Raw genomic sequence first — 24,733 nt, 5'->3', positions numbered from 1 at the left:
CCCGGTCACGGACATGCCGGTTCCGGCCACGGACACGTCGGTTCCGGCCACGGACGCCTCGGCCCCGGTCACGGACACCCCGGTCGAGGTCCCGGACGCCTCGGCCCCGGTCACGGACACCCCGGTCGAGGTCCCGGACGCCTCGGCCCCGGTCACGGACACGTCGGCCCCGGTCACAGACACGTCGGTCCCGGTCCCGGACGCCTCGGCCCCGGTCACGGACACGTCGGCTCCGGCCACGGACACCCCGCTCCCGGCCACGGACACCCCCGCGCCCGGCGCGGAGCGCCCCGGCGCTCCGCGCCCATCGCCCCGTCCCCGCGAGGAGTAGCCCGCCGCCCCCGGCTCAGCCGAACAGCGGGAAGCGGTCGGCGTCCGGGCCGAGGGTGCGGCGTTCGGCCGGGGTGAGCGGTGCGCGGCCGGTGGCGGCGCGTGCGTAGTGCTCGTCGCTCCAGTCCAGCGGCACCGGCCGGCCCAGCAGCCCGTCCAGGGTGGCCCGTACCGCGCGCAGCCCGGCCGGGGAGGGGCCCGGCGCGGCGGGCAGGGCGACGGTCAGGTCGAGGTGGTGCACGGTCGCCTCGACCGCGAGGGTCAGCATCAGGTCCCCGGCGGTCAGGACGTGTCCCTGGGTGGACACCGGCAGCGCGGGGTCGGTCGCGGCGACCGCCCGCACGGTGGCCGCCGCGGTCTCCAGGTACAGCTCCCGCAACTGGCCGAAGTCGAGGAACATGCTGGCCGCCACCCGGTTCCAGCGCCGCCCGTGGGCCGCGCCGGCCGCGTCGGGCCGCCAGTCCGCCCAGTAGCCGACGGCGTCCCGGTCGGGCGGCCCGCCGGCCGGGGTGTGGCAGGCGACCAGCGCCCGCTGGGCGTCGCCGGCCAGGTGGAACAGCAGGTCGCGCACCGCCCAGCCGGTGCAGCCGGTCGGCAGCCAGGACTCCTCGTCGCCGAGCGGCCGGACGGTCTCCGCCAGGGCCTCGTAGGCGTCGCGGACCGCCTCGGCGGGCCCGGCACCCTTCTCCCATGCCATGTCCATGATCGCCAGGGTAGCCGGGTGCCCGCGCACCCGGAGCCCGGCCCACGTGTCAGCCGGAGCAACCTGGATACGCGGAGCGCACGGCAGCACCGACCGTCCCGGAAGGCCAGCGACGTCATGGACAGCCACGACACGGGCGCGGCGCCCGCGCCCCCGCACTCGGAGACCACCCTCCGGGTCAACGGCGAGCCCCGCACCCTCGACCTCGACCACCGCCGCGTCCTGCTGGACCTGCTGCGCGAGGACCTCGGCCTGACCGGCGCCAAGAAGGGCTGCGACCACGGCCAGTGCGGGGCCTGCACGGTCCTGGTGGACGGGCGGCGGGTCAACAGTTGCCTGCTGCTCGCCGTCACCCTGGACGGCGCCGAGGTCACCACCGTCGAGGGGCTCGCCGGGCACGGCGGGGACCCGCACCCGCTGCAGCGGGCGTTCCTGGAGCGGGACGCGTTCCAGTGCGGGTACTGCACCCCGGGCCAGATCTGCTCCGCGGTCGGCATGCTCGCGGAGGCCGCGGCCGGCCACCCCTCGCATGTCACCGACCCGGCGGCGCCCTCCGGCGAGCCGGTGGAGCTGGTCCGGGCGGAGATCCGGGAGCGGCTCAGCGGCAACCTGTGCCGGTGCGGCGCGTATCCGCGGATCGCCGACGCGGTCGAGGACGTGATCTGAGTGAAGCCCTTCGCCTACGTCCGCGCCGGCAGCGTCGAGGAGGCCACCGACGCCTTCGCCGCCCGCCCCGGCGCCCGCTACCTCGGCGGCGGCACCAACCTGGTCGACCTGATGAAGCTGGGCGTGGAGACGCCCGCCGCGCTGATCGACATCACCCGGCTCCCGCTGGACGCGGTGGAGCCGCTGCCGGACGGCTCGCTGCGGGTCGGGGCGCTGGTCCGCAACAGCGACCTGGCCGCCCACCCGGCCGTCCGCGACCGCTACCCCGCGCTGTCGCAGGCGCTGCTGGCGGGCGCCTCCGGGCAGTTGCGCAACGCCGCCACCACCGGCGGCAATCTGCTCCAGCGCACCCGCTGCCCCTACTTCCAGGACATCTCCAAGCCCTGCAACAAGCGCGAGCCCGGCACCGGCTGCGGCGCCCTGCGGGGCGTCCACCGGGACCACGCGGTGCTCGGCCACTCCCCGCACTGCGTCGCCACCCACCCCTCCGACCTGGCGGTGGCGCTCGCCGCGCTGGACGCCCGGGTGGAGCTGTACGGGCCCGAGGGCGGCCGGAGCCTGTCCGCCGCCGACTTCCACCGGCTGCCCGGGACGCGTCCGGAGCAGGACACCGAGATCCGCCCCGGCGAGCTGATCACCGGGGTGCTGCTGCCGGCCGCGACGGCCGGGCTGCCGTCGGTGTACCGCAAGGCCCGGGACCGGGCCTCGTACGCCTTCGCGCTCGCCTCCGTCGCCGCCGTGCTGCACTGCTCGGACGGGGTGGTGGACCGGGTCGGCCTCGCCTTCGGGGCGCTGGCGCACCGGCCGTGGCGGGCCCGGCGGGCGGAGGAGGCGCTGCTGGGCGTGGCGCCCACCGCGGCGGCCTTCGAGCACGCCGTCGACCTGGAGCTGGCGGCCGCCGAACCGCTGGGCGAGAACGCCTACAAGGTGCCGCTGGCCCGCCGCCTGGCCCTGGACGTGCTGGGCCGGCTGGCGCCGGTCTCCCCGATCTGAACCGGCGTCCCTTCGAGGAGGAGACCATGACTGGCACCACCGGCACCGAGACCGTCCTGGGCGCCCCGGCCGAGCGCCGGGAGGGCCGGGAGAAGGTCACCGGCACCGCCCGGTACGCCGCCGAGTACGACGGGCCCGCCCGCGCCCACGCCTGGCCGGTGCCCGCCACCGTCGCCCGGGGCCGGGTGACCGCCGTGGACGCTGGGCCCGCGCTGGCGCTGCCCGGGGTGCTGGCGGTGCTGACCCACGAGAACGCCCCCCGCCTCGCCGAGCCGGACGACCCGATCCTGGCGGTGCTGCAGAACCCCCGGGTGCCGCACCGGGGCTGGTTCGTGGCGCTGGTGGTCGCCGAGTCCCTGGAGGCGGCCCGGGAGGGCGCCGACGCCGTGCGGGTCGCGTACGAGGCCGAGCCGCACGACGTGACGCTCACGGCGTCGCACCCGGACGCGTACACCCCCGAGAACGCGAACGGCGGGTACCCGGCGGTGCGCGAGCACGGCGACCCGGACGCGGCGTTCGCCGCCGCCGAGGTCCGCGTCGACGTGGAGTACCGGGTGCCGCCGCTGCACAACCACCCGATGGAGCCGCACGCGAGCACCGCGCGGTGGGACGAGGGCCATCTGGTGGTGCGCACCTCCAGCCAGGGCACCGGCCCGGTCCGCGCCGCCCTCGCCAAGGTGTTCGAGCTGCCGGAGGAGCGGATCACGGTGAGCGCCGAGCACGTGGGCGGCGGGTTCGGCTCCAAGGGCACGCCCCGCCCGGACGTGGTGCTGGCCGCGATGGCGGCCCGGCACACCGGCCGCACGGTCACCGTGGCGTTCCCGCGCCGCAGGCTGCCCGCCGTGGTCGGGCACCGGGCGCCGACCCTGCACCGGCTCCGGCTCGGCGCCGGCCGGGACGGCGGGCTGGTCTCCCTCTCGCACGAGGTGACCACGCACTCCTCCCGGATCAAGGAGTTCGTGGAGCAGGCGGCGGTGCCCGCGCGGGTGATGTACGCGGCACCGCACCTGCGCAGCGTCCACCGCGTGGTCCGCCTGGACGTGCCCACACCGTCCTGGATGCGCGCCCCCGGCGAGTCGCCCGGCATGTACGCGCTGGAGTCGGCGATGGACGAGCTGGCCGCGGAACTCGGCGTCGACCCGGTGGAGCTGCGGGTGCGCAACGAACCGGCCGCCGATCCCGACACCGGGCGGCCGTTCAGCAGCCGGCACCTGGTGGAGTGCCTGCGCGAGGGCGCCCGCCGCTTCGGCTGGGCGGCCCGCGATCCGCGCCCCCGGTCCGGGGCCGCCGGTGCGCTGCTGATCGGCACCGGGGTGGCCGCGGCCACCTACCCGGTGATGGCGGCACCGTCCAGGGCGTCGGCGTGGGCGCTGCCCGACGGGACCTTCCTGGTCCGGGTCAACGCCACCGACATCGGCACCGGCGCCCGTACGGTGCTGGCGCAGGTCGCGGCGGACGCCCTCGGGGTGCCGCTGGACCGGGTCGGCATCGAGGTGGGCAGCACCGAGCTGCCGGCCGCGCCGCTGGCCGGGGGCTCCTCCGGCACCGCCTCCTGGGGCTGGGCCGTGCACGAGGCGTGCGCCCGGCTCGCCGACCGGCTCACCACCCTGCCGGGACCCGTCCCCGAGGCCGGCCTCGGCGCCCACGCGGACACCGCCGGGCAGGCCGACGCCGAGAGCCGGTACTCCCGGCACGCCTTCGGCGCGCACTTCGCCGAGGTCGCCGTCGACACGGTCACCGGCGAGGTACGGGTGCGGCGGATGCTGGGCGTCTACGCGGCGGGGCGGATCCTCAACGCCCGGACCGCGCGCTCGCAGTTCGTGGGCGGCATGACCATGGGGCTGGGCATGGCGCTGACCGAGGGCAGCCATCTGGACCCGGCCTTCGGCGACTTCGCCGAGTCCGACCTGGCCTCGTACCACGTGCCCGCGCACGCCGACGTCACGGACATCGAGGCGCACTGGCTCCAGGAGGACGACCCCCACCTCAACCCGATGGGCAGCAAGGGGATCGGGGAGATCGGCATCGTCGGCTCCGCGGCGGCGATCGGCAACGCCGTGCACCACGCCACCGGCATCCGGTTCCGGGAGCTGCCGCTGACGCCGGACCGGGTGCTCACCGGGCTGCTCGCGCACGAGGCGCCGCCCGGCACCTTCGGCGGCTGAACCGCCACCTGCCCGGACCGCGCGGCGGCGGTCCGGGCGCCGGGGCGCGGACGGGTCAGTCGGCGGTACGGCCGGCCGGCGCGGCCGGGCCGGGCCACCGGTCGGCGGCGCCCTGGTGCGCCACCCGCGCGCACAGCGCGGTCAGCGCCACCAGCGACGCGGCCACGGCGGCCAGGACCGCCCCCCAGGCGGGGGCGAGGGTGAGGTCCATGACCCGGGCCGCCCGGGAGCCGGGGGCGGTACTGGCGTACAGCTTGGCGGCGGCGAGGGCCGCGGGTCCGACGACGGCCGCGGCGAGCACCGGCACGGCGGGCCGCACGGTCAGCACCAGGGCCAGCGCCAGGCAGAGCGCCGACAGGGCGAGGGCGACGCCGTAGCCGCGGGCGGAGGCGCCGGTGCGCAGCGGGAAGAACGCCACCCCGCATCCGGCGAGCACGGCCACGGCGCACCAGCTCGTCCAGGACGCCGTCCGGGACACCGTCCGCCGCCGCGGGGCCCGTGCCTCACGCTGAGCACGCCGGCGGTCCTCGCCGCGTTCCCGCACCGCCCGGCCCCGGGCCCGGCCGCCGGGCCGGAGGGCTCCGGCCAGTCCGCCGGTCCGGGCGGCGGCGGCCGGCGCGGGGGGTTCCCGGTCGTCGCCGGGGTCCGCCGGGGGCCCTTCGGGACGGTCGCCGGGCCGCCCGGCCTGGTCCCGGCGCTCCTGGTCGAGGCGGCCGATGAGCTGCACGAGCTCCTCCACCGGGCGGCCGGTGGCGGCGGCCCGTACCGCCTCCTGGCCGCAGTGCGGCTCCAGGGAGGTGCGGTGCAGCAGTTCCATGAGCCGGGACACGTCCTCCACCGAGCGGCACTCGGCCGCCGCCCGGATCGCCTCGTCCGCGCTGTCGGCGTGGCGCGGGGGCCGGGTCAGCAGCCCGACCAGCCGGGTCACGTCCTCCACCGACCGGTTGACGCCGACCGCGCGGAGCGCGTCGACGGTGGCCCGCGCGTACTGCGGTGACTGCTCCAGCATGGTGATCAGGGCGACGACCTCCTCCAGCGGCCGGTCGGCCACGGCGGTCCGCACCAGCTCGGCGACCGGATCGCCCTCCGGTGACCCGGCCGCCCGCCGGGCACCGGCCCCGGCGGTCCCCTCGCCGGTGTCCTCGCCGGTGTCCTCGCGGGCGTCCGGCCGGGCGGGCTCCGGCCGCTCGTCCGGCGCGGGTCCGTCGTACGCGGGTTCCTCCTCCACGAGGTGCTCGTCGAAGAGCGCCTCCTCGGGGTACGGCTCGGCCGGGATCGCGTCGGCGGGGGCGGCGGGGACCGCGCCCACCGGGTGGGTGCCCGTGACGGTGGTGGTCTGCGCGGACGGAAGGTCCACGGAGGCGGCTATGGCGTACTCGTTCGGACGGTGTGCTGAAGAGCCAGTGGTCATGGTCTTCTCCGTGTGAGGGGGTGCGGCCGCTGCTGCGTCCCCGACATGCGACACGCGACTGTGTGGAGACCATTACTAAGTGCATCCAGCATCTGCCGCCACTCGGACGGGTCACAGGGATGAGCGCTTCCGTCCGACCGCCATACACCGGGCCGGGCCGGGAATCAGACAGGACAGGTGCGCGTCGCGGACGGCCGCGGCGGCGGAGAAGGAGGGGCGCGGTGGAGACGACCACAGCGGTGTTCGCCGTGGCGGCGGTGGTCGCGGTGATCCTGCTCGCCCTGGCCGTCACCGTACTGGTGAAGCTGGTGCGGACCCGGCGGGAGCTGCGCCGGGCCGGGCTGCCCACCGGTCCGCGCTGGGTGTTCTGGGGCGCGGTGCTCTATCTGGTGCTGCCCACCGACCTGGTGCCCGACCCGGTCTACCTGGACGACATAGGCGTTCTGCTGCTCGCGCTGCGCTCGATGCGCGGCTCCCTCGGCGGGCGCGGACGCGGCACGCTCCGCGAGGCGGAGCGGGAGCCCGCGCCGTGATGACGGAGCGTAAGGAAACCATCCACTCGTTCGAATCGTATAAGTCCTTGGAAGCCGAAGAAAGTCGGCGGACCAGGCGACGGCGCAGCCGGCCCATCGCTTGATCGGCTAGCACCGACGAGGGAGAGACGATGCAACCGTTCGCGCTCGACTACGCACGTCCGGCAGGGGAAACGGAGATCGCCGCTCCGTACGTCTACGACGCCGGGCTGCAGTTGAACGTGCTCCTCGACGGGCGGGTGGCTGCCCGGGACCACGCCCTGCTGCGGGAGCTGGGGACCACGACCTCCACCGCGGGCTCGAAAACCCACTTCGACGACTGATCACGGGCCGTCGTCGATGACCGTGTTGATCCTGACCTGTGCCGAGGACGTCACCGCCGACATGGTGGTGGTGCGGCTGCACGAGTCGGGTGTTCCGGTGGTGCGGCTGGACCCGGCCGACCTGACCGATTCGGTGGCGCTGTCCGGGGAGTTCGGCCACAGCTCGTTCCACGGCCGGCTCTGGGCGGGCGGCCGGCTGGTGAGCCTCGGCGGGCTGCGCTCGGTGTGGGTGCGCCGGCCGGGGGTGCCGGCGGCCCGGGCGGCGCAGCCGTCGGCGTGGCTGACGGAGGAGTCCGGGCAGGCGCTGTACGGGATGCTGCGCGGGTCGCCCGCGCGGTGGATGAACCATCCGGACGCGGCCCGCCGGGCCCGGTACAAGCCCTGGCAGTTGCGGCTCGCCCAGGACTGCGGGCTGCCGGTGCCGGCCACGCTGATCACGACGGTGCCGGGGGCGGCGCGGGAGTTCGCGCGGCGCCATCCGGACCTGGTGGTCAAGCCGGTCTCGGGGACCCATCCGCAGGACCCGCCGCGGGCGGTGCCGACCAGCAGGGTGCCGCCGGAGGCGGACTTCTCGGCGGTCGCCTACGGGCCGACGCTGCTGCAGCGCCGGGTCGCCAAGCGGGCCGACATCCGGCTGACCGCGGTGGGCGGGCGACTGCTCGCCGCCCGGAAGGCGACGCCCGCGGGGGCCGACCCCGACCAGGTGGACGTGCGCTTCGCCGAGTCGCCCGAGCCGTGGCGTCCCGCCGGGGTGCCGGCGCGGGCCGCGGCGGGCGTGCGCGCCTACCTCCGGGGGGCGGGACTGGCGTACGGGGCGTTCGACTTCGCCGAGGACGGCGACGGGACGTGGTGGTTCCTGGAGTGCAACCAGTCCGGGCAGTTCGGGTTCGTCGAGGTGGACACCGGTCTGCCGATCGCCCGGACCATCGCCGAGTGGCTGGCCCGGCCGGGGCCCGAGCGGGCGGAGCGCCCGGACGGCACCGGCGCGGCCGTGCCCTGACGGCGGCCGGCGGGCGGTCAGTCGGGGCGCGGGCCGGGCAGCATGGCGGCGGTGCGCTGCCAGGTGTTGCCGTGCGCCATGGGGCGGGCACCGGACGGACGCAGGGGGCGCATGACGACCTCCAGTTCCCTGCGCAGGCGTTCGGCCTCGCCGCGCACCAGCGCGGGGACGTCGCCGCGCTCGGCGATGAGCCGGTCGTAGATGGGGGAATCCTGGAACACCCGTCACCGTGCCTTTCGTGAGGTCCGCCCCTGCGGTTCAGGCGCGACCGGTCAGTCTAGGCGTCCGTCCGCCCCGGGTACGCGTCCCCCCGGTGGGACGGCTCGTCTCACGCTCCGGTCGTGGAGCCCGGGCGGAGGATCATCAGGACCGTGACGGCGGCCCACAGCAGGTTGAACACCCCGGTGAGCATGGCCAGTCGCACGGTGGCGGTCCGCTCGGCCACCGCCCCGCCGTCCAGTCGCTCCACCAGCTCCTCCTGGCGGGGCAGGACGGCGAGGGCCAGCACACCGGCCGCGGCGGCGGTCAGCACGATCGAGGCGATCAGCCAGGCGTCGCCCAGCACGCCCATCGCGGAGGCGGTGGCGAACCCGAGCAGCGGCACGGCGATCCCGGCACCGGCGTACACCCGGCAGATCCGGTGCAGCAGCCGTACCGTCCCCGGCTCCCCCGCGCCCGCCCGCCGGGCCGCCGGCGGGAACATGCTCGCCGCGACGGTGACCGGCCCCACCGCGACGATGGCGGCCAGGACATGCAGGGACAGCAACAGCTTGGTCATCGTGCGGGGCTCCGGGGTGCGCGGTGGATCTCGGTGAACGTCGGCACCTCACGCTAGGCAGCGCCCGCAAGATCGCCCAGTGGCGAAAACGACAGCTTCCCACGGATTATCGCCAGGGACGCGCCCCCCCCCCGCCAGGCGATGCGCTCAGCCGGGCCGGGTGATCGGCCAGGGGGTCCGCAGGGTGACCGGCCAGACGGGCCGCCGAGGGAGTCCGCCAGGCGGTCCGCCGAGGGGCCCCGTCCAGCGGTCCGCCGGGTGGGCGGCACCACGCCGCACGACAGACGTGGTGCCGGCCACCCGGCGGACCGTGCCGGGGACCGCGGCCTCACACGGCCAGGAACAGGTCCTTCTCGCCGTCGGATCCGGCCGTCGCCGTGGCGCCGGCGGCGCGCGCCCCGGCGAGCAACTCGTCCGCCGCGGCCACCGCTTCCTGGATGCCGGTCTTGCCCATCATCACGCAGAGTGTGTAGCTGACGTCCGCCAGCTCACGCGCCCTCGCCGGAGTCTCCCGCTCAGCCTGAGCGATCCGCAGCGACGCGTAGCGCGTCAGCAGCTTTCTGACGACCTTCGGGTCCGGTACCAGCACGTAGCGCCCCTCTCTCGATTTTCCCTGCGCCTGCCCGGACCCGCTCGAAACATTCGCCCCTTGCACACCAGCTTCCTCAATTGACCGGATTTCTTTGCTTACTCACCGATCACCAGCCTGAACGAACAGGAGTGTGGCCGAAAAGGAATCATCCGCCCCGCTTCCCGGAGCCGCCCCGGCCGTTGAGCAGCGTGCAAGGTCCTCCGGACGAACGGTGTTCCCGATGACGCGATCCAGTCGTCTGCTCTGCGCCCTCTACCTCGCCACCAGTACCCAACTGGCCTGGACCGCGGTCCTGGAGCTGCGCTTCGGGCCGCCGTGGGCCGCAGCGCTGTTCGGCGCCGCCAGCCTGGTGCCGGTGATCGCCGTGGTCCGGGAGACGGTGCTCGCCGAGGAGCGCCGCGCGGCCGGCCGCCGCGCCGGGCGTACGGCGCCGGTGCGGCGGCCGGACGAGGCGGAGGTCCGCGCGCACCTGGACACCGCCTGCTGCGAACGCTGGTGGACCAGTTGCGGCACCGACCACGACACCGGCTGCGCCCGCCGGGTGCGGCGCAACAGCGTGGCCTGACGGGCCCCGTGGCGGCGGGGCCCACGCCGGGCGCGGGGGCTCAGGCGACCTGACCGCTGTGCAGCGCGGTGTACGCCCCGCCCCGGGCCAGGAGTTCCTCGTGGGTGCCGGTCTCCAGGATGCGGCCCTGGCCCATCACCACGATCCGGTCCGCGCCCCGCACGGTGGACAGCCGGTGCGCCACGACGAACGTGGTGCGGCCGCGCAGCAGCCTGGCGAGCGCCTGCTGGACCAGCGCCTCGGACCGGGTGTCCAGCGCCGAGGTCGCCTCGTCCAGGATCAGCACCCGGGGGTCCCGGATCAGCGCGCGGGCGATGGCCAGGCGCTGGCGCTGCCCGCCGGAGAGCCGGGCCCCGCGCTCCCCGACCAGGGTGTCCAGGCCCTGCGGCAGGCGGTCGACGAACTCCAGGGCGTTGGCGTCCCGCAGCGCCGCGCGCACCGCCTCCTCGCCGGCGTCGTCCATCCCGTAGGCGACGTTCTCCCGGACGGTGCCGTCGAAGAGGATCGACTCCTGCGGCACCACCGACACGAACCGCCGGTAGGTGCGCAGGTCGAGGGTGCTCATGTCGGTGCCGTCCAGCAGCAGTCGCCCGGAGGTGGGGCGCAGGAAGCCGATCACCAGGTTGAGCACGGTGGACTTGCCGGCGCCGGACGCGCCCACCAGGGCGATGGTCTCGCCGGGGGCGACATCGAGCGTGAAGTCCTCGACGGCCGCCCGCTCGTCCCCCTCGTAGCGGTGGCCGACGTGCTCGAAGGTGACGGCGCCGCGCAGCGCGGTCAGTTCGGCCTTGCCCTCGTTGTCCTCCAGTTCGGGCGCCTGGAGCACCTCGCCGACCGAGCGGACGGACTCCAGGCCCTTGGTGATGACCGGCGCCAGACTCGCCAGCGTCGTCGTGGAGTTGGTGAGGGTGGTCAGGAAGGCGCTGAGCATGACGACGTCTCCGGCGGTGACGCCCCACACGTCGTAGTACGAGACCAGCGCGGCGCCCGCGAGCACGCACACCCCGACCACGTTGAGCACCACCCAGGACAGCGAGCCGAACCGGCCGTTGACCAGGTCCAGCCGGAGCGCGGAGGTGAGCAGCCGGTCCAGGGTGCCGTCCATGCGGCGCAGCGCCTTGCGCTCCAGTCCGTGGGCGCGGGTGACCGGGATCAGCCGGGTCATCTCCGTCACCCGGGAGGACAGGGCCTCGACCTCGTGGCGGAAGTGCTCGTTGTGGGCGCGCAGCCGGGCCCGGAGCCGGGCCACCAGCAGGGCGGCGGCGGGCACGACGACGAGGAAGACCGGCAGGAACTCGGGGGTGCGCACGGCGATGATGACCAGGCCGCCGGCGAGCACGGTCAGGGCGCCGAGCCCGGTCTCCGCGGTCTGCTGCACCATCTGCTCGACCGTCTCCACGTCCCGGACCACCTTGGCTTGGAGCACACCGGCGCTGACCCGGGAGTGGTAGCCGATGGAAAGCTGCTGCATCCGGGTGCAGAGCGCGGAGCGCAGCGCGGTGCCCATCCGGCGGACGCTGCCGTACAGCAGCCGGACGTAGAGCAGGTGCAGGGGGTAGTTGACCAGCAGGATGACCATGATGACGCCGGTGCTGGTCCACAGGTGGGCGATCGGCCGGTGCTGGACGACGGTGTCGATGATGGACGCGGTGATCAGCGGCAGCAGCCAGACGGGGCTGTGCTTCACCGTGAAGACGACGACCGCGCCGGCCAGGCGGTGCCGGTCGGCGCGGAGCAGGTAGACGAGGGTGCGTATGGGGTGCTCACCGCGGTAGCGGTGGTCGAGCGGTCTCTCCAGCGACGACGCCATGGGCGGCGGTCCTCCTGTGTTGCCGAGTCGGGGCAAGCGCTTTCTTACCCGTTCGGCCAGGAGTGACGCATGAACCGCGGGGGTCCGCGGGGAGACCCGCGCCCTCACCCCCGTGAAGGGCGCGGGTCCGCTTCCCCCGGGGTGTGGTCTACTCGCCGAGCCTGCGGGCCAGTTCGGTGGTGGCCCGGGTGATCTCGGTGTCGTCCTCGGCCATCAGCCGCTCGATCGCCTCCCGGCGGGCGCGGACGGCCCGGCGGGCGGCGCGCTCCCAGACCACGGGGTTCTCGCGGCGGTTGAGCAGCTTGGGGTAGACGGCCGCGGTGCTCTCCCACTGCCGGGCGCCGGCGATGCTCCCCAGCAGCTCGATGATGCGTGCGCGGCAGCTCACCTCGGGCCGCTGGGCGAGTTCCCACAGGAAGGGGACGGTGGCGGCGGTCGCCTGCTCGACGACGAAGCCGTACCGGCAGACGCGCTGGCGCAGTTCGCCGAGGGCGGTCCGGGCGGTCTCCGCGTCGCCCCGGGCGATCCGGTCGAGCAGGACCGGGATGGCGGCGGCGCTGCCGCGGGCGTCCTGGATCTCGTCCCAGGGCACCTCGTCGAGCCCGGTGAGCGGCGTGCCGCGGGTGAACTGCGGGTGGGGGTCGGTGCGCTCGGTGCTCAACTGCGGTGTCGGAGCGGTGCGCATGGCGTGGGGCCTTTCCGCGGGCAGTCGGGGTCAGAGGGGGTGGGCGGGCGACCGGAGCGGTCGGTGCGCGGGTGACGGCACGGGGTCTCCCTGATCGAACGTCAGGCATGGGCGTCGCCAAGGGGGTTGACGCCCCGGCTATTATCCATCCTGACAGCACTCGCGTGCAATTGCACGAGGAATTGCACGAAAAATCGGCCGACCCCCCGTACGGCCGACGAGTCGCCGTCAGCTCCCCCGAACAGCAAGGAGACAGCGGTGCCAACAGTGCGGAACGGAGTGCAGGCGAGTTCACTGGACGCCTGCTGGATCAAGAGCCGGCACAGCAATGCCGAGGGCAACTGCGTCGAGGTCGCCTCCGTGGACGGCGGCATAGCCCTGCGCAACTCCCGCGACCCGGACGGCCCCGCGCTCGTCTACACCCCCGCGGAGGTGGCCGCCTTCCTCGCCGGGGTGAAGGACGGCGAGTTCGACCACCTGCTCTGAGGCCGGACCCCGGGCGACGGCGCGGCGGGCACGGGGGGGGGGATCCCCTTCCGTGCCCAACTGCCGTGATTCCCCCCGCTTGATGCGGCGCGGACCGGTCGGATGCATTATTCTGTTTTCTCAACTCTGCCGGTCTGCTGGGAGTCAGGATGTCCGCCGCGTCGTCGCATCGCCTCTCCCGTCTGGAGCCGTATCTGGACCGGCGCGAGCCGGCCCCCACGCTGCTGAAGATGCTGGTCGGCGTCCAGTTGGCCGGGTTCCGCGAGGACGCCCGCATGTCGCAGGAACAGGCGGCGCGGGCACTGGGGTTCAGCGCCGCCAAGCTCTCCCGGATAGAGGCCGGCAAGGGCCGCAGGCCCCCGGCCGAGGCGGACGTCCGGGCCCTGCTGAATCTGTACGGCACCGACGACTACGAGGCGCAGGTACTGCTCAAGCTGCTGCGCCGGGCCGGTGAGCCGGGCTGGTGGCAGCGGTACGACAAGCGGCTGATGCCCGAGTGGTTCGACCGGCTGGTCGGCCTCCAGGAGGCCGCCATGACGATCCGCACCTTCGAGATCCAGTACGTCCCCGGTCTGCTCCAGACCCCGGACTACACCCGCGCCGTGGTGCTGCGGGGCCTGCCCAACGCGCCGGGCGCCGAGGTGGAGCGGCGGGTCGAACTGCGGATGCGGCGGGCCGAGCTGCTGACCCGGGCGGAGGCGCCCCAGTTGTGGGCGGTCATCGACGAATCGGTACTGCTGCGGGTGCTGGGCAGCACCGACATCATGCGCGAGCAGCTCCGGCACCTGACGAAGATGGCCGAGCGGCCCAACGTCACCCTGCAGGTCGTGCCGCTGGACGTCACCAACGCCTCGGCGCCGAACATGCCGATCACCTATCTGCGGTTCGGCGGTGCCGACCTGCCCGACGTGGTCTATCTGGAGCACATCAAGAGCGCCAACTTCCTGGAGGACCGGGACGAGACCGAGGAGTACCGGGTGGCGCTGGACCGGCTGGCCGACGAGGCGCTGACCCCGCGCGAGTCGGTGGAGCTGCTGCGCCGCACGGCCGAGGAGCGCTACGCCGCGAAGTGAGCGCGGCCCGGGCCCCCGGCTCCAGCGCCGGAACCCGGGGGCTCCCGATTCCGGAACCGGGGGCCCCGGCCGGGTTCAGCGGACGATGCGGCCCACGCCGCCGAACTCGATCCACTCCTGGGTGAGCTGCCGCGGCACGACCTCGCTGTCGGGCCGCCAGGTGGAGACCTCCACCAGACCGGGTTCGAGGACCTCCATGCCCTCGAACCACGCCTCGACGTCCTTCTCCTCGCGCACCCGCCCCCAGTGCCCCTGGGTGGCCTGGTCCATGAAGGCGGTGACGCGCTCGCGGACCTCGGGGTCCTCGCTGACCAACTGGCACATCACCGCGTAACTCCCGGGCGCCAGGCGCTCGGTGACCCGGCGGACCACGGCGAGCGGGCCGTCGGTGTCGCTGTCCGGGATGCAGTGGAAGACCGAGTTGAACAGCACGGCGACCGGCTCGGAGAAGTCGATCAGGCGCTGCGTCTCGGGGTGCGAGAAGATCTCGTCGGTGGCCCGCATGTCCGCGTGGATGACCGCCGTGCGGTCGTTCTGGTCCAGCAGCGCCCGGCCGTGCACCAGCACCATCGGGTCGTTGTCGACGTAGACCACGCGGGCGTCGGGGGTGACGCGCTGGGCTATCTGGTGCACGTTGTCCTGCGTGGGCAGGCCGGAGCCGTGGTCCAGGAACTGCCGGATGCCGTACTCCTGGGCGAGGGTGCGCACCACCCGCTGCAGGAAGCGCCGGTTGTTCAGGGCGAGCGCGCGGGTGCTGGGGACGACCTTGTCGAGTTCCTCGACGGCGGCGCGGTCGGCCGCGTAGTTGTCCTTGCCGCCGAGGTAGTAGTCGTACATGCGCGCCGCCGTCGGCACTTGGGCGTTGATCTCCGTGGACAGCGGCTTGTCGGCCTGCATCTTTCCCCCAGCTCCGTACGGTGCGCGTTCGGCTTGTGACAGTACATCCTAGGGAGTGGGCGGCAGCCGGAACCAGCTTTCCGGGTAAGGCCGTTGGGCCGCGCGCGGCCGGTCCGGGCCGCCTTCCCCGGCGCGGACCGGACCGGCCGTCACCCCGTCAGCCCCGGGAGGACAGGTACTCCTCGATGCCCGGGGCCTCGTGGGCTTCCTCGACGTTCACGATGCCGCCCACGGCCTTGGCGTCGGGCTTGAGGACGTAGGTGGACCGGCTGGCGGGCCGGGAGACGTCGCTGAAGTCCTGCGGCGTGCCGAGGCCGGTGTCGGCGTTCGTCTGCGAGCGGTGCGCCTTGACGACGGCCTCACGGGTGAGGCTGCCGCTCTCGCACGCCTTCTTCAGGTCGGCGCCCAGCAGTTGGGCCGCGTTGTACCCGGAGAGCACACCGGAGTCGACCGGGGAGCCGGGGTACTTCTTGCCGTAGGAGGCGACCATCTTCTTCACCCCCGGCAGGTCGGAGCTGACCGCGGGAGCGGCGCTGACCACGTGCACCATGGCCTCCAGCGCCTTGGCCGCCGGGGTCTTCATGAGCTGGGGGGCGTAGCCCGGGGCGCTGGAGACGATCGGCACCGTCAGGCCCCGGGAGGCCGCGACGCCGGCCAGGGAGGCGGTCTGGGCGGGGCCGGCGCTGATCAGCACGGCCTTCACCCCGGCCTTGCGCAGCGCCGAGACCTGGGCGGACAGATCGGTGTCGGTGGCCTTGATCTTCTGCCCGGCGACCTTCAGGCCCGCCTTCTTCGCGGCCCACTGGGAGCCCTCCAGGGCGTTGGCGCCGTAGTCGCCCTCGAAGTAGACGTGCCCGATGGTGTCGCCCTCGGCGACCTTCTTGGTACGGGTGAGGAAGTCGACGGCGGCGATCATGTCCAGGTCGTAGGTGGTGCCGAGGACCTGCACGGCGTCCTTGCCGAGCAGGGAGGCGGCCCACGCCTGCGGGAAGGTCAGCATCGTGTCCCGCTGGATGTCGTCGAGCAGCGCGGAGACCACGGGCGAGCCGATGACCTGCGGCAGGGCGACCACGTCGGAGGAGATGTCGGCGTAGGCGGTGACGGCCTTCTGCACGTCGTAGCCGTGGTCCTTGACGACGATCTGCACCTTGCGGTCGCAGATGCCGCCCTGGGCGTTGACCTCGTCGGCCCACATCTGCTGGGCCTGCACGATGGACTTGCCGAGGGTGGCGTAGGGGCCGGTGAGGTCGGTGAGGGCGCCCAGCTTGATGGTCCCGGCGCTGACTCCAGGTCCGGCCTTGACGCCGTCGGCGCCGCCGTCCGCGTCGTCGCCGTCGGCCTTGGAGCTGCAGGCCGTGCCCGCGAGCAGCACGGCGGCGACGGCCGCGGCCAGGGCGATCTTGATGGTGCGGGGCCTGTGGTGCGAGACGTTCACGGGGTGTGCTCCTTGGCTCGTACGGCGGTGGCGGGGGGCCGGGGCGCGGCCCCGGGGTCGGAGGGGGCGGAGGCGGGTCGCCTTCGGCGGGCGAGGCGGGCGCGGGCGCGGCGGGCCAGGCCGGTCAGTCCGTCCGGCGCGAACAGCAGGATCACCACGATCGCGGCGCCGTACAGATAGCGGGCGGCCTCGGTCGGACCGAGCGAGCCGTCCCCGCTGCCGGGCGCCGCGACCAGCGGCAACTGGTCGGCGTAGCGGGTCATCAGCAGTGGCAGCGCGGTGACGAAGACGGCGCCCGCGGTGGCTCCGGCGACCGAGCCGAGCCCGCCGATGACGATCATGGCGAGGTAGTCGACGGACAGCGCGAGGGAGAAGTAGTCGGGCACCACGCGCCGGAAGGCGAGGGCGAGCAGCACGCCGGCCAGTCCCGCGTACATCGAGGAGACGACGAACGCGGCCGAGCGGTACCGGGCCACGTGCACGCCCATCACGGCGGCGGCGGTCTCGCTGTCGCGCAGGGCGACCAGGGCGCGTCCCGGGCGTCCGCGCAGCAGGCCGCGGGCGGTGAACCAGGTGAGCGCGAACAGGGCCAGGCCCAGGTACCACAGGCGTTCCTCGGCGCCGAACGGCACGCCCAGGACGGCGAGGCCGTCGCCCTGGTCGAAGGCGAAGCCGCCCACCTCCAGGGGCGGTACCGAGCTGCCGTTGAAGCCGCCGGTGACGGAGTCGGCGGTGAGCAGCACGTGGTGGCCGAGGAAGACCAGGGCGAGGGTGGCCACGCCCAGGTAGATGCCCTTGACCCGGCCGGCCACGGGGCTGAACAGCCCGCCGGCCGCCCCGGCGAGCAGCACCGCGAGGACCAGGGCCACCGCGGGCGGCAGTCCCGGCCCGTCGTCGCCCGCCAGCCAGACGTAGCCGTAGGCGCCGACGGCGAGGAAGAAGGCATGGCCCAGGGAGAGCTGGCCGGCGGTGCCGCTGAGCAGGCCGAGGCCGACGGCGCCGATGGCGGCGGCCATCGAGAACAGGCCGATGCGCAGCCAGAAGGCGTCCAGGTAGAAGGGGAGCGCGCACAGCAGCAGGACGGGGATCAGCAGCCTGCCGCGCCGCAGGAGGTCAGACACGGGCCGCTCCCTTCGCCGCGAAGAGTCCGGCGGGGCGGACCAGGAGGACGAGGACCATCACGGCGTACGGGGCGACGTCGCCGAAGCCCTCGCCGAGGACGTGCAGATCGCTCTGGTAGCCGGCGGTGAACGCCTCGGTGAGGCCGATCACCATCGAGCCGACCAGGGCGCCGACGGGCGAGGCCATGCCGCCGAGGATGGCGGCGGGGAACGCCTTGAGGGCGATCTGCCCGGTGGTGCGCTCCAGGCCGGGGGCGGGGAACGCGGCGAGGAAGACCGCGGCCAGCGCGGCCAGCGCGCCCGCCAGGCACCAGGCGAGCATCCGTACCCGGGTCAGCCGTACGCCCATCAGGGCGGCGGCCTCGGCGTCCTCGGCGGCGGCGCGCAGGGACAGGCCCCAGGGCGTGAACCGGAACAGGGCGAAGGCGCCGCCGATGGCCAGCGCGGAGACGGTGATCGCGGCGATCCGGCTGTCGGCGACGGTCGCCGGCCCCAGGTCGGTGACCGCGTCGCCCCACGGGTCGCCGAGGGTGAGCAGGTCGCCGCCGATGCGCCGGGCGAGGTCGGTGACGAGGACGATGTCGATGCCGATGGTGGCGATGGTGGCCACGTGGGCGGCGTGTGGGTCGGCGCCGATCCGCTGCAGGACCACCCGGTCCACCAGCCCGGCGACGGCCGCGGTGACGAGGACCGCGAGGGCCAGCGCCCCGGCGAAGCCCAGCTCGTCGTGGAGGACGGCGATCAGGTAGCCGCCGAGCAGCAGCAGCGAGCCGTGGGCGAAGCTGAGCACGCCGGACGCCTTGAAGATGGTGACGAAGCCGAGCGCGATCAGGGCGTAGACCGAGCCGAGGGCCAGGCCGTTGAAGAGGCTGTCGATCAGGCCGGTCATGCCGCGTCCTCCCCGCCGGCCCCGGTGCCCAGGTAGGCGCGCAGCACCTCGGGGTCGCGGCGGACCTGGTCGGGGGTGCCGTGCGCGATCCGGCGGCCGAAGTCGAGGACGGTGACCTCGTCGGCCAGCCGCATCACCAGGCCCATGTCGTGTTCCACGAGGACGACGGAGAGGCCGAGTTCGGCGCGCACCTCGCCGACCACCTCGGCCATGCGGACCCGTTCGCCGGCGTTCATGCCGGCCACGGGCTCGTCGAGCAGCAGCACACGGGGCTCCAGACAGAGGGCGCGGGCGAGCTCCACCCGCTTGCGGTCGCCGTACGAGAGCAGGGCGACCGGGGTGTCGAACAGGGCGCCCAGGCCGGTGAGTTCGGCGATCTCGCGGGCCCTGGCGAGGTGCTCGCGCTGTTCGCGCACGGCCCGGGGCAGCCTCAGGGCGCTGGCGGCGAACCCGGCGCGGGACAGCGCGTGCCGGCCGAGCATCAGGTTGTCGGCGACCGTGCCCTGGGTGGTGACGATGTTCTGGAAGGTACGGGCCACGCCGAGGGCGGCGATCCGGTGCGGGGCGAGCCGGGTCAGCTCCCGCTCGCCGAGCCGTACGGTGCCGGAGACCGGCCGGTACAGGCCCGACAGGACGTTGAAGCAGGTGGACTTGCCCGCGCCGTTGGGGCCGATGACGGCGTGCACGGTGCGCGGGGCGACGGTGAAGGACACCTCGTCCAGCGCGGTGAGGCCGGCGAACCGCACGGTCACCTCCCGGACCTCCAGCGGCGGCGGCGCGGCGGTGCGGGCGGTCACGCGGCCCCCTGACCGTCGGCGGTCTCACCGAGGTAGAGGCGGCGTACGGCGTCGGTGCGGGCGAGTTCGGCGGCCGGGCCGGAGAGCCTGACCTCGCCGACCTCCAGGACGTGGGCGTGGTCGGCGAGCGACAGGGCCATGCCGGCGTTCTGCTCGACCAGGAGGACGGCGGTGCCCTGGGCGTTGATCTCGCGGACCACCTCGGCGATCCGCTCGACCATCAGGGGGGCCAGTCCGAGGGAGGGCTCGTCCAGCAGGAGCAGGCGCGGGGAAGCCATCAGAGCGCGGCCGATGGCGAGCATCTGCTGTTCGCCGCCGGAGAGCAGCCCGGCCGCCTGGCGGTGGCGTTCGGCGAGCCGCGGGAAGAGGGTGAGCACCCGCTCCCGGGCCTCGCGGACCTGGGCGGGGGCGCGCCGGGAGAGCCCCAGTCCCCCGGTGCGCAGGTTCTCGTCGACGGTGAGCCCGGCGAACACCCGCCTGCCCTCGGGCACCTGGACGACCCCGGCGCGGACGGCCGCGACCGGGTCCCGGCCGTCGAGGACGGTGCCGCCGTAGCGGATCCGGCCCGCGGTGACGGCGCCGCGGTGCAGGCGCAGCGTGCCGGAGACGGCCCGCAGCAGGGTCGTCTTGCCCGCGCCGTTGGCGCCGAGCAGGGCGACGACACCGCCGTGCGGGACGGTCAGCGACACGGAACGGAGGGCGGACAGGGCGCGGCCGTACGTCACGTCGATCTCCTCGACGTGCAGCGCGGGCGCCTCGTCCGGTGGTGCTTCGGGCATCGCGGCTCCTTGGAGCCGTGCCGGGGCGAACCGGCACGGTACGGGGGCGTTCACAGGTGCTGTCGTGCAGACATTCGGATCAGGCGTTCGGGGAGGAACGCGCGCTCACGACAGCACGGGCGTCACCGGCCGGTACAGCGCCCGGGGCGGGGTCGCTGCGGCGTCCCAGTCCGGGCCGGGTGACGCTGTGCGGACGCCCAGAGACGCCCAGAGCCGTCCCGCCGGGGCGGCTCAGTCCCGGAGCAGGCGGTGCGCGGTCAGGGCGAGGCTGACCTCGACCACATCGGCGGGCCGGGCCAGGGAGCGGCCGGTGAGCTGCTCGCAGCGGCGCAGCCGGTTGAGGACGGTGTTGCGGTGGCAGTAGAGCCGCTCGCCGGCGCGCTGCGCGGAGCCGTCGCAGGCCAGCCAGGTGGTGAGGGTGTCAAGGAGCACGTCGCGGTCGCCGGGCTCCAGGCGCAGCAGCGGGCCGAGCACCCGCTCGGCCAGGGACCGGCCGAGTTCGGGGCTGGAGACGACCAGGGCGGCGGGCAGGTGGTCGGCGAGGCGGACGGTGCCGCCGGAGGCGGGGCAGATGCTCAGGGCGGTGTCGGCCAGGCGGCGGGCGTCGCCGACGGCCGCGAGGCCCTCGACGGGGCTGCCGACGCCGATCCGGACGCCCTGGGCGAGGTCGGCGGGGCGGGGGGCCGGTTCGGGCAGGCCGTCGTCGCCGACCAGGACGATGCCGTGGTCCACGTCCACCCCGGCGTGCCAGTGCACCCGCCGGCCCTCGGGGACGGCCGAGGCCCGTGCGACGGCGCACCGCGCGGGGTGCCCGGCGGCGACGGCGACGACCACGTACCGGCCGTGTTCGGGCAGGTCCAGGGCCTGGGCGGTCTCGGGCAGATCGGCGATGCGGCTGCTGCCATCCAGCAGGGCGGCGGCCAGCAGCCGGGCCCGGTTCTCGCGGCGCCGGTTGACCTGCCACTCGACCTGGCGGTAGGCGTCGGCGACCAGGGTGCAGTGCTCGTCGACGAAGTTCCACACGTCGGCCGCCACGTGCACCAGCAGCCGGACGTCCTCGGGGGCGGTCCGCGAGGTCTCCTCGACCAGCCGCTGCCACACCAGGGAGCCGCCGAGCCGGAAGGCGTGCAGCAGGGCGTCCAGCGGCAGCCCCTGTTCGGCGCGGGTGGCGCCGATCCGCCAGGAGCAGCGGCGGGCCGCGTCCCGGGCGCTGCGCGGGTCGAGCAGCGAGTGGACGCTGTGCCGCAGCGAGCGGTGGGCCTCCTGCCAGGTGGCGGTGGGGTCGCCGGCCATGGCGGCCCGGTAGGCGGGCTCCTGCTCCTGGAGCACGGCCACCAGCCGGTCGGTGAGGTCGGGCAGGTCGTCGAGGAGGATCCGGGCGGCGCGGTGCAGGACGCGCAGCGCGTCGGCGTCCATCAGCGACGTGACGCGCCGGGTCCGCGGGCGTGGCACGGGCGTGGGTGCGCTGCGGATCGCTCCTCGTGACCGTACGGCGTGCTGCATGGCGGTCCTCCCCCAGGCTCGGGCTTCCGGCGGCAGCACGCACCGGGCCGGGCGCCCGGGCGCGTGACTGTCCCCTGACTCGTCCTTGCCCGAAGGATGGCATACCGTCCGGTCGGTCCCTAGGGCTCTGCTGTCAAAATTGGGTCTCGAACCAGGGGCGGACCGCACATCCGGCACACGGCGGCCGACGGGAGTGCGGCACCGGGTCCCCTAGGGCTGCGCGGTGGTCCGCAGGGCCTGTTCGACCATGCGGGCCAGTTCGACGCGGGAGCGGACGCCGAGGGTGGCGAAGACCTTGCGCAGGTGGTAGTCGACCGTGCGGGTGCTGACCGCGAGGGTGAGGGCGACCTCCCGGTTGGTGGCGCCCTCGGCGACGTACCGGGCGATGCGCTGCTGCTGCGGGGTGAGCCGGGTCAGCGCGCCCGCGCCGGTGTCCCGGCCGGTGGGGGCGGCGCCGATGGCGCGCAGCTCGGCGCGGGCCTGCTCGGCCCAGACGCCGGCGCCGCAGCGCTCGAACCCGGCGAGGGCGCCGCCGAGACGGTCCCGGGCCTCCTTCGGTCTGCGGCGGCGGCGCAGCCACTTGCCGTACAGCAGGGCGGTGCGGGCGCCCTCGAACTCGCCGCCGCCGGTCTCGTCGTGCAGCGCCAGGGCGTGCCGGTACAGGTCGTCGGCGTGCTCGGCCGGGGCCAGCAGGGCGCGGCAGCGGGCCAGTTGGGCGGCGGCCTGCGGGTCGGCGCCGAACGCCGCCCAGTCGGCGAAGTCCGCCAGGACCGTACGGGCGTCCTCGTACCGTCCGGCGGGCACCGCGGCCTCCACGAAGCAGGGCACGGCCAGCCGCCACACCGCGAAGTGGCCGCGCCGGGGCCCGGGCAGCACCAGCAGGCCGAGCCGGTCGGCGGCGTCGAGGGGCCGGCCGCGGCCCAGGTCGGCGCGGGCGAGGGCCCACTCGGCGAGGGTGGCCGCCTGGGCCAGTCCGTGCCGCCGGGCGGTGGCCAGCGCGGCCGTCACATGCCGGGCGACCACGTCCGGCGCCTCCTCGATCGACGCGGCCAGGGCGAGGATCGCCTGGTGCAGGGCGGCGGTGTTGCGCTGCCCGGCGCGGACCGCGGTGCGCAGGCCCTCCTCGGCGTGGGCGCGGGCCTGGGCGTGCCGGCCCGCGCGGAGTTCGGCGTAGGCGAGGTACTCCAGCACCTGCGGGACCAGCGCGGCGGAGCCGTGGTGCCGGGCGGCGGCCAGGGCGCGGGCGCCGGCCCGGCGGGCCGCGTCCACCTCGCCGAGCAGCAGCGCCGCCGCCGCGGAGCGCAGCAGCGTCTCGGGCCGGTCGTCGGTGCCGGCCCGCTCTACCACGTGCCCGAGCGGTACGACGGCCTGGTCGAGGCGGCCCTGGAGCAGCGCGCGCATCCCGACCCGGTGCTCGCTCACCGCGTCGCCGCGCCGGTCGGTGCCGAGGGTGGCCAGACAGGCTTCCAGGTCGCCCGCGGCCCAGGCCGCGTCGGCGGCGGCGAGGGCGGCGGTCGCGGCCTGGGCGGGGGCGGGGCCGGCCAGCAGGGAGGCCGCCAGCAGCAGGGTCTGGTGGGCGTCGCCGACGGGGCCGTCCCGCAGCTCCGTCAGGCCGCTGGCCAGCTCCGTCCGGCCGCGTACGGCGGGCGGCGCGGCGCACGCCCGGGCGGCGGCGAGCAGCGGCCGGGCCCGGTCCGGGCGCCCCGCGAGCAGCTCCTGCTCGGCGGCGGCCGTGTACCGCTCCGCCCGCCCCGGCCCCTCTCCCGTCAGCTCGGCGGCCCGCACGAACGCCGTCGCCCGCAGCCGGTGCGAAGCGTCCGACGCCGGGTCGGCCGCCCGCGCGGCGAGCCGGTCGGCGAGCGTGGCGGGGGCAGCGGGGCCGGTGGGGTCGGTGGACGGGCCGCCCGAGGCAGTGCCGGTGGTAGGGCCGGTGGGCGGGCCGTCCACGGCTATGGAGGGGTCGGTGGGGGTGAGCCCGGGAGCCGGGAGGCTCCAGGAGCGGTGCAGCAGGACGGGGAGATGGTGGCCGGCGGTCCCGTCCAGGGCGCCGGGCAGCCCGCCGGGGGCGGCACGGCGGTGGCGGTCGGCGGCGGTCGCGTCCAGGGTCTCCGCGAGGGCCCGGTGGGCGGCGCGGCGGTGGTCGGGGTCGGCGGTGGCGAGGACGGCGCGCCGGACCAGGGGGCTGTGGAAGCGCAGCCGGCCCTCCACCTGGGCGAGCGGCGCGGGCAGCCGGTCCGGCCACGGCGTCGCCCGCCCCGGCCGCAGTCGCCGTACGGCCTCCCGGACGAGGGCCGCGTCGGTGTCCTGGCCGTCCGCCGCGCGGACCGCCGCCGCCACCGTCAGCAGCAGGTCCCGGGCGGCCGGGTCGGTCTCGGCCAGGGCGCGGCCCGCCACGCCCGCCAGGGTGCCGGCGTCGGCCAGCGGCCGGGGCAGCGGGCGGTGGCCGCGCAGTTCGGCGGGGGTGAGACGGCGCAGCAGGGCGAGCAGCAGGGCCGGGTTGCCCTCGGCCTCGGCGAGGAGTTCGGCGCGGACGGCCGGGTCGGCGCAGCCGTCGGTCGCCTCGTCGAGCAGCGCCTCGGCCTCCGGCGGCGCCAGCGGGTCCAGGCGGACGACGGGCAGATGGGCGAGGGCGGGGTCGACGGCGCGGTGCCCGGCGACGGAGACCAGCAGGCCGATCCGGCCGGCGGCGGGCAGCCTCTCGGCCGCCGCGCCCAGCGCGGCCCGTGCCGCCGCGTCCCACTGGTCGGCGTCGTCGACGCAGACCAGCAGCGGGCCGTCACCGGCCGCCGCGCGCCAGTGGCCCAGCAGGTCGAGGGCGGACGGACCACCCCTGGGCCGTATCTCCGGGCCGGGCCGCAGGTGGAGTACGGGGCCGGCCGTGAAGGACCGGGCGGCCCACCGCAGCAGGGAGGTGCGGCCGAGACCGGGCTCGCCGGTCACCACCAGTCCGGCACCGTGCGTCCGCAGCGTGTCCATGAGCGCTCCGACGGCCCGCCGCTGTGTGCCGCGGCCGTACCACCGCATCGTCGGTCGAACGATCGTCTCTCCGGTCATTCCCGGGAGGTTACGCGCGCGTAACCAGAGGCGGAAGCCACTGGTCCGCACCGGCCCGGCCCGGCGCCGCCCGCCGTCACCTGCGGGTTGGCCCGGCGGGGGCGGGGTGCGGCCTGTGCCGCCGCCCAGTGCCGCGGGCGCCCGG

24 protein-coding genes are annotated in these 24,733 nt (G+C 75.4%); 9 read left to right on the top strand and 15 right to left on the bottom strand.

From position 1 onward, the window contains the following. Positions 1-346: 346 nt before the first annotated feature. Entirely contained in the window at positions 347-1,033 is a 687-nt protein-coding gene (locus IE316_RS13120; protein ID WP_229910370.1) for a maleylpyruvate isomerase family mycothiol-dependent enzyme, read from the bottom strand. A 117-nt stretch (positions 1,034-1,150) separates the two neighbouring features. On the opposite strand from IE316_RS13120, the gene IE316_RS13115 reads away from it, so the two are divergent. From IE316_RS13115 to IE316_RS13105, 3 genes are read left to right on the top strand one after another with little or no spacing between them, the layout of a single operon-like run. Continuing rightward, positions 1,151-1,699 carry a (2Fe-2S)-binding protein gene (locus IE316_RS13115; RefSeq protein ID WP_190204442.1) on the top strand — a complete coding sequence of 183 codons (549 nt, stop codon included), beginning with the start codon at positions 1,151-1,153 and terminating at the stop codon, positions 1,697-1,699. Next, a complete protein-coding gene (locus IE316_RS13110; protein ID WP_190204441.1) occupies positions 1,700-2,692 on the top strand; it encodes an FAD binding domain-containing protein in 993 nt (330 codons plus the stop codon). A 26-nt stretch (positions 2,693-2,718) separates the two neighbouring features. Next, the gene (locus IE316_RS13105; protein WP_190204440.1) at positions 2,719-4,857 is read left to right on the top strand and encodes a xanthine dehydrogenase family protein molybdopterin-binding subunit; all 2,139 of its coding nucleotides are present in this window, start codon (positions 2,719-2,721) and stop codon (positions 4,855-4,857) included. A gap of 55 nt (positions 4,858-4,912) precedes the next feature. Here IE316_RS13105 and IE316_RS13100 read toward each other — a convergent pair whose 3' ends face one another. After that, the gene (locus IE316_RS13100) at positions 4,913-6,268 is read right to left on the bottom strand and encodes a hypothetical protein (RefSeq protein ID WP_229910369.1); all 1,356 of its coding nucleotides are present in this window, start codon (positions 6,266-6,268) and stop codon (positions 4,913-4,915) included. 221 nt (positions 6,269-6,489) lie between these two features. On the opposite strand from IE316_RS13100, the gene IE316_RS13095 reads away from it, so the two are divergent. The 3 genes from IE316_RS13095 to tgmB all read left to right on the top strand — a co-directional run bounded on the left by IE316_RS13095 (position 6,490) and on the right by tgmB (position 8,124). Then, positions 6,490-6,801, top strand: coding sequence for a YkvA family protein (locus IE316_RS13095; RefSeq protein WP_229910368.1), 312 nt, complete (start codon positions 6,490-6,492; stop codon positions 6,799-6,801). 131 nt (positions 6,802-6,932) lie between these two features. Then, a complete protein-coding gene (gene tgmA, locus IE316_RS13090) occupies positions 6,933-7,124 on the top strand; it encodes a putative ATP-grasp-modified RiPP (protein WP_190204438.1) in 192 nt (63 codons plus the stop codon). A gap of 16 nt (positions 7,125-7,140) precedes the next feature. Then, the gene (tgmB, locus tag IE316_RS13085) at positions 7,141-8,124 is read left to right on the top strand and encodes an ATP-grasp ribosomal peptide maturase (protein WP_190204437.1); all 984 of its coding nucleotides are present in this window, start codon (positions 7,141-7,143) and stop codon (positions 8,122-8,124) included. A 17-nt stretch (positions 8,125-8,141) separates the two neighbouring features. On the opposite strand, the gene IE316_RS13080 is transcribed toward tgmB, so the two are convergent. The 3 genes from IE316_RS13080 to IE316_RS13070 all read right to left on the bottom strand — a co-directional run bounded on the left by IE316_RS13080 (position 8,142) and on the right by IE316_RS13070 (position 9,491). Further along, the gene (locus tag IE316_RS13080) at positions 8,142-8,345 is read right to left on the bottom strand and encodes a hypothetical protein (protein ID WP_190204436.1); all 204 of its coding nucleotides are present in this window, start codon (positions 8,343-8,345) and stop codon (positions 8,142-8,144) included. 107 nt (positions 8,346-8,452) lie between these two features. Further along, positions 8,453-8,902, bottom strand: a complete 450-nt coding sequence (locus tag IE316_RS13075; protein ID WP_190204435.1) for a hypothetical protein — start codon at positions 8,900-8,902, stop codon at positions 8,453-8,455. Positions 8,903-9,230: 328 nt separating this feature from the next. After that, entirely contained in the window at positions 9,231-9,491 is a 261-nt protein-coding gene (locus IE316_RS13070) for a DUF5133 domain-containing protein (protein ID WP_190204434.1), read from the bottom strand. 223 nt (positions 9,492-9,714) lie between these two features. Here IE316_RS13070 and IE316_RS13065 point away from each other — a divergent pair, with 223 nt between their 5' ends. Next, on the top strand, positions 9,715-10,059 hold the full coding sequence (locus IE316_RS13065; protein ID WP_190204433.1) for a hypothetical protein: 345 nt from the start codon (positions 9,715-9,717) through the stop codon (positions 10,057-10,059). Between the two features lie 40 nt (positions 10,060-10,099). Here the strand turns inward: IE316_RS13065 and IE316_RS13060 are convergent, their stop codons facing one another. Together IE316_RS13060 and IE316_RS13055 are read right to left on the bottom strand one after the other, a co-directional pair. Then, the gene (locus IE316_RS13060; RefSeq protein ID WP_190204432.1) at positions 10,100-11,869 is read right to left on the bottom strand and encodes an ABC transporter ATP-binding protein; all 1,770 of its coding nucleotides are present in this window, start codon (positions 11,867-11,869) and stop codon (positions 10,100-10,102) included. Between the two features lie 148 nt (positions 11,870-12,017). Beyond that, positions 12,018-12,554, bottom strand: a complete 537-nt coding sequence (locus tag IE316_RS13055) for a hypothetical protein (protein ID WP_190204431.1) — start codon at positions 12,552-12,554, stop codon at positions 12,018-12,020. 258 nt (positions 12,555-12,812) lie between these two features. Between IE316_RS13055 and IE316_RS13050 the strand changes: the two genes are divergently transcribed. Then, positions 12,813-13,040 carry a DUF397 domain-containing protein gene (locus IE316_RS13050; protein ID WP_190204430.1) on the top strand — a complete coding sequence of 76 codons (228 nt, stop codon included), beginning with the start codon at positions 12,813-12,815 and terminating at the stop codon, positions 13,038-13,040. 149 nt (positions 13,041-13,189) lie between these two features. Further along, positions 13,190-14,113, top strand: coding sequence for a helix-turn-helix domain-containing protein (locus IE316_RS13045; RefSeq protein ID WP_190204429.1), 924 nt, complete (start codon positions 13,190-13,192; stop codon positions 14,111-14,113). 75 nt (positions 14,114-14,188) lie between these two features. Here IE316_RS13045 and IE316_RS13040 read toward each other — a convergent pair whose 3' ends face one another. The 8 genes from IE316_RS13040 to IE316_RS13005 all read right to left on the bottom strand — a co-directional run bounded on the left by IE316_RS13040 (position 14,189) and on the right by IE316_RS13005 (position 24,588). Further along, positions 14,189-15,010 carry an SAM-dependent methyltransferase gene (locus tag IE316_RS13040; RefSeq protein ID WP_190204428.1) on the bottom strand — a complete coding sequence of 274 codons (822 nt, stop codon included), beginning with the start codon at positions 15,008-15,010 and terminating at the stop codon, positions 14,189-14,191. Between the two features lie 157 nt (positions 15,011-15,167). After that, complete coding sequence (locus IE316_RS13035) at positions 15,168-16,445, bottom strand: ABC transporter substrate-binding protein (protein ID WP_190204427.1); 1,278 nt, start codon at positions 16,443-16,445, stop codon at positions 15,168-15,170. Then, positions 16,442-17,566: a branched-chain amino acid ABC transporter permease gene (locus IE316_RS13030; RefSeq protein ID WP_190204426.1), complete on the bottom strand. Its 1,125-nt coding sequence runs from the start codon at positions 17,564-17,566 to the stop codon at positions 16,442-16,444. Before IE316_RS13030 ends, IE316_RS13035 begins: the two co-directional genes overlap by 4 nt. Continuing rightward, positions 17,559-18,455 (bottom strand): branched-chain amino acid ABC transporter permease, encoded by an 897-nt coding sequence (locus IE316_RS13025; RefSeq protein WP_190204425.1) that lies wholly within the window; start codon positions 18,453-18,455, stop codon positions 17,559-17,561. The genes IE316_RS13030 and IE316_RS13025 overlap by 8 nt, the downstream gene beginning before the upstream one ends. After that, entirely contained in the window at positions 18,452-19,252 is an 801-nt protein-coding gene (locus IE316_RS13020; RefSeq protein WP_190204424.1) for an ABC transporter ATP-binding protein, read from the bottom strand. The genes IE316_RS13025 and IE316_RS13020 overlap by 4 nt, the downstream gene beginning before the upstream one ends. Continuing rightward, complete coding sequence (locus IE316_RS13015; RefSeq protein ID WP_190204423.1) at positions 19,249-20,031, bottom strand: ABC transporter ATP-binding protein; 783 nt, start codon at positions 20,029-20,031, stop codon at positions 19,249-19,251. Before IE316_RS13015 ends, IE316_RS13020 begins: the two co-directional genes overlap by 4 nt. Before the next feature lie 231 nt (positions 20,032-20,262). Next, positions 20,263-21,534: a PucR family transcriptional regulator gene (locus IE316_RS13010; protein WP_190204422.1), complete on the bottom strand. Its 1,272-nt coding sequence runs from the start codon at positions 21,532-21,534 to the stop codon at positions 20,263-20,265. 210 nt (positions 21,535-21,744) lie between these two features. Next, the gene (locus IE316_RS13005) at positions 21,745-24,588 is read right to left on the bottom strand and encodes a helix-turn-helix transcriptional regulator (RefSeq protein ID WP_190204421.1); all 2,844 of its coding nucleotides are present in this window, start codon (positions 24,586-24,588) and stop codon (positions 21,745-21,747) included. Between the last annotated feature and the right edge of the window lie 145 nt (positions 24,589-24,733).

The organism is Streptomyces fumanus (genome assembly GCF_014655295.1).
In the GTDB taxonomy this organism is placed as follows: domain Bacteria; phylum Actinomycetota; class Actinomycetes; order Streptomycetales; family Streptomycetaceae; genus Streptomyces; species Streptomyces fumanus.
This window is presented reverse-complemented; position numbering and strand designations above follow the sequence as displayed.

What these genes read in the sequence shown, in the direction of transcription:
- IE316_RS13120 (WP_229910370.1), bottom strand. Translation starts at nt 1,033, where the DNA reads ATGGACATGGCATGGGAGAAGGGTGCCGGGCCCGCCGAGGCGGTCCGC.
- IE316_RS13115 (WP_190204442.1), top strand. Translation starts at nt 1,151, where the DNA reads ATGGACAGCCACGACACGGGCGCGGCGCCCGCGCCCCCGCACTCGGAG.
- IE316_RS13105 (WP_190204440.1), top strand. Translation starts at nt 2,719, where the DNA reads ATGACTGGCACCACCGGCACCGAGACCGTCCTGGGCGCCCCGGCCGAG.
- IE316_RS13100 (WP_229910369.1), bottom strand. Translation starts at nt 6,268, where the DNA reads ATGACCACTGGCTCTTCAGCACACCGTCCGAACGAGTACGCCATAGCC.
- tgmA (WP_190204438.1), top strand. Translation starts at nt 6,933, where the DNA reads ATGCAACCGTTCGCGCTCGACTACGCACGTCCGGCAGGGGAAACGGAG.
- tgmB (WP_190204437.1), top strand. Translation starts at nt 7,141, where the DNA reads ATGACCGTGTTGATCCTGACCTGTGCCGAGGACGTCACCGCCGACATG.
- IE316_RS13075 (WP_190204435.1), bottom strand. Translation starts at nt 8,902, where the DNA reads ATGACCAAGCTGTTGCTGTCCCTGCATGTCCTGGCCGCCATCGTCGCG.
- IE316_RS13065 (WP_190204433.1), top strand. Translation starts at nt 9,715, where the DNA reads ATGACGCGATCCAGTCGTCTGCTCTGCGCCCTCTACCTCGCCACCAGT.
- IE316_RS13060 (WP_190204432.1), bottom strand. Translation starts at nt 11,869, where the DNA reads ATGGCGTCGTCGCTGGAGAGACCGCTCGACCACCGCTACCGCGGTGAG.
- IE316_RS13055 (WP_190204431.1), bottom strand. Translation starts at nt 12,554, where the DNA reads ATGCGCACCGCTCCGACACCGCAGTTGAGCACCGAGCGCACCGACCCC.
- IE316_RS13045 (WP_190204429.1), top strand. Translation starts at nt 13,190, where the DNA reads ATGTCCGCCGCGTCGTCGCATCGCCTCTCCCGTCTGGAGCCGTATCTG.
- IE316_RS13040 (WP_190204428.1), bottom strand. Translation starts at nt 15,010, where the DNA reads ATGCAGGCCGACAAGCCGCTGTCCACGGAGATCAACGCCCAAGTGCCG.
- IE316_RS13025 (WP_190204425.1), bottom strand. Translation starts at nt 18,455, where the DNA reads ATGACCGGCCTGATCGACAGCCTCTTCAACGGCCTGGCCCTCGGCTCG.
- IE316_RS13015 (WP_190204423.1), bottom strand. Translation starts at nt 20,031, where the DNA reads ATGCCCGAAGCACCACCGGACGAGGCGCCCGCGCTGCACGTCGAGGAG.
- IE316_RS13010 (WP_190204422.1), bottom strand. Translation starts at nt 21,534, where the DNA reads ATGCAGCACGCCGTACGGTCACGAGGAGCGATCCGCAGCGCACCCACG.
- IE316_RS13005 (WP_190204421.1), bottom strand. Translation starts at nt 24,588, where the DNA reads ATGACCGGAGAGACGATCGTTCGACCGACGATGCGGTGGTACGGCCGC.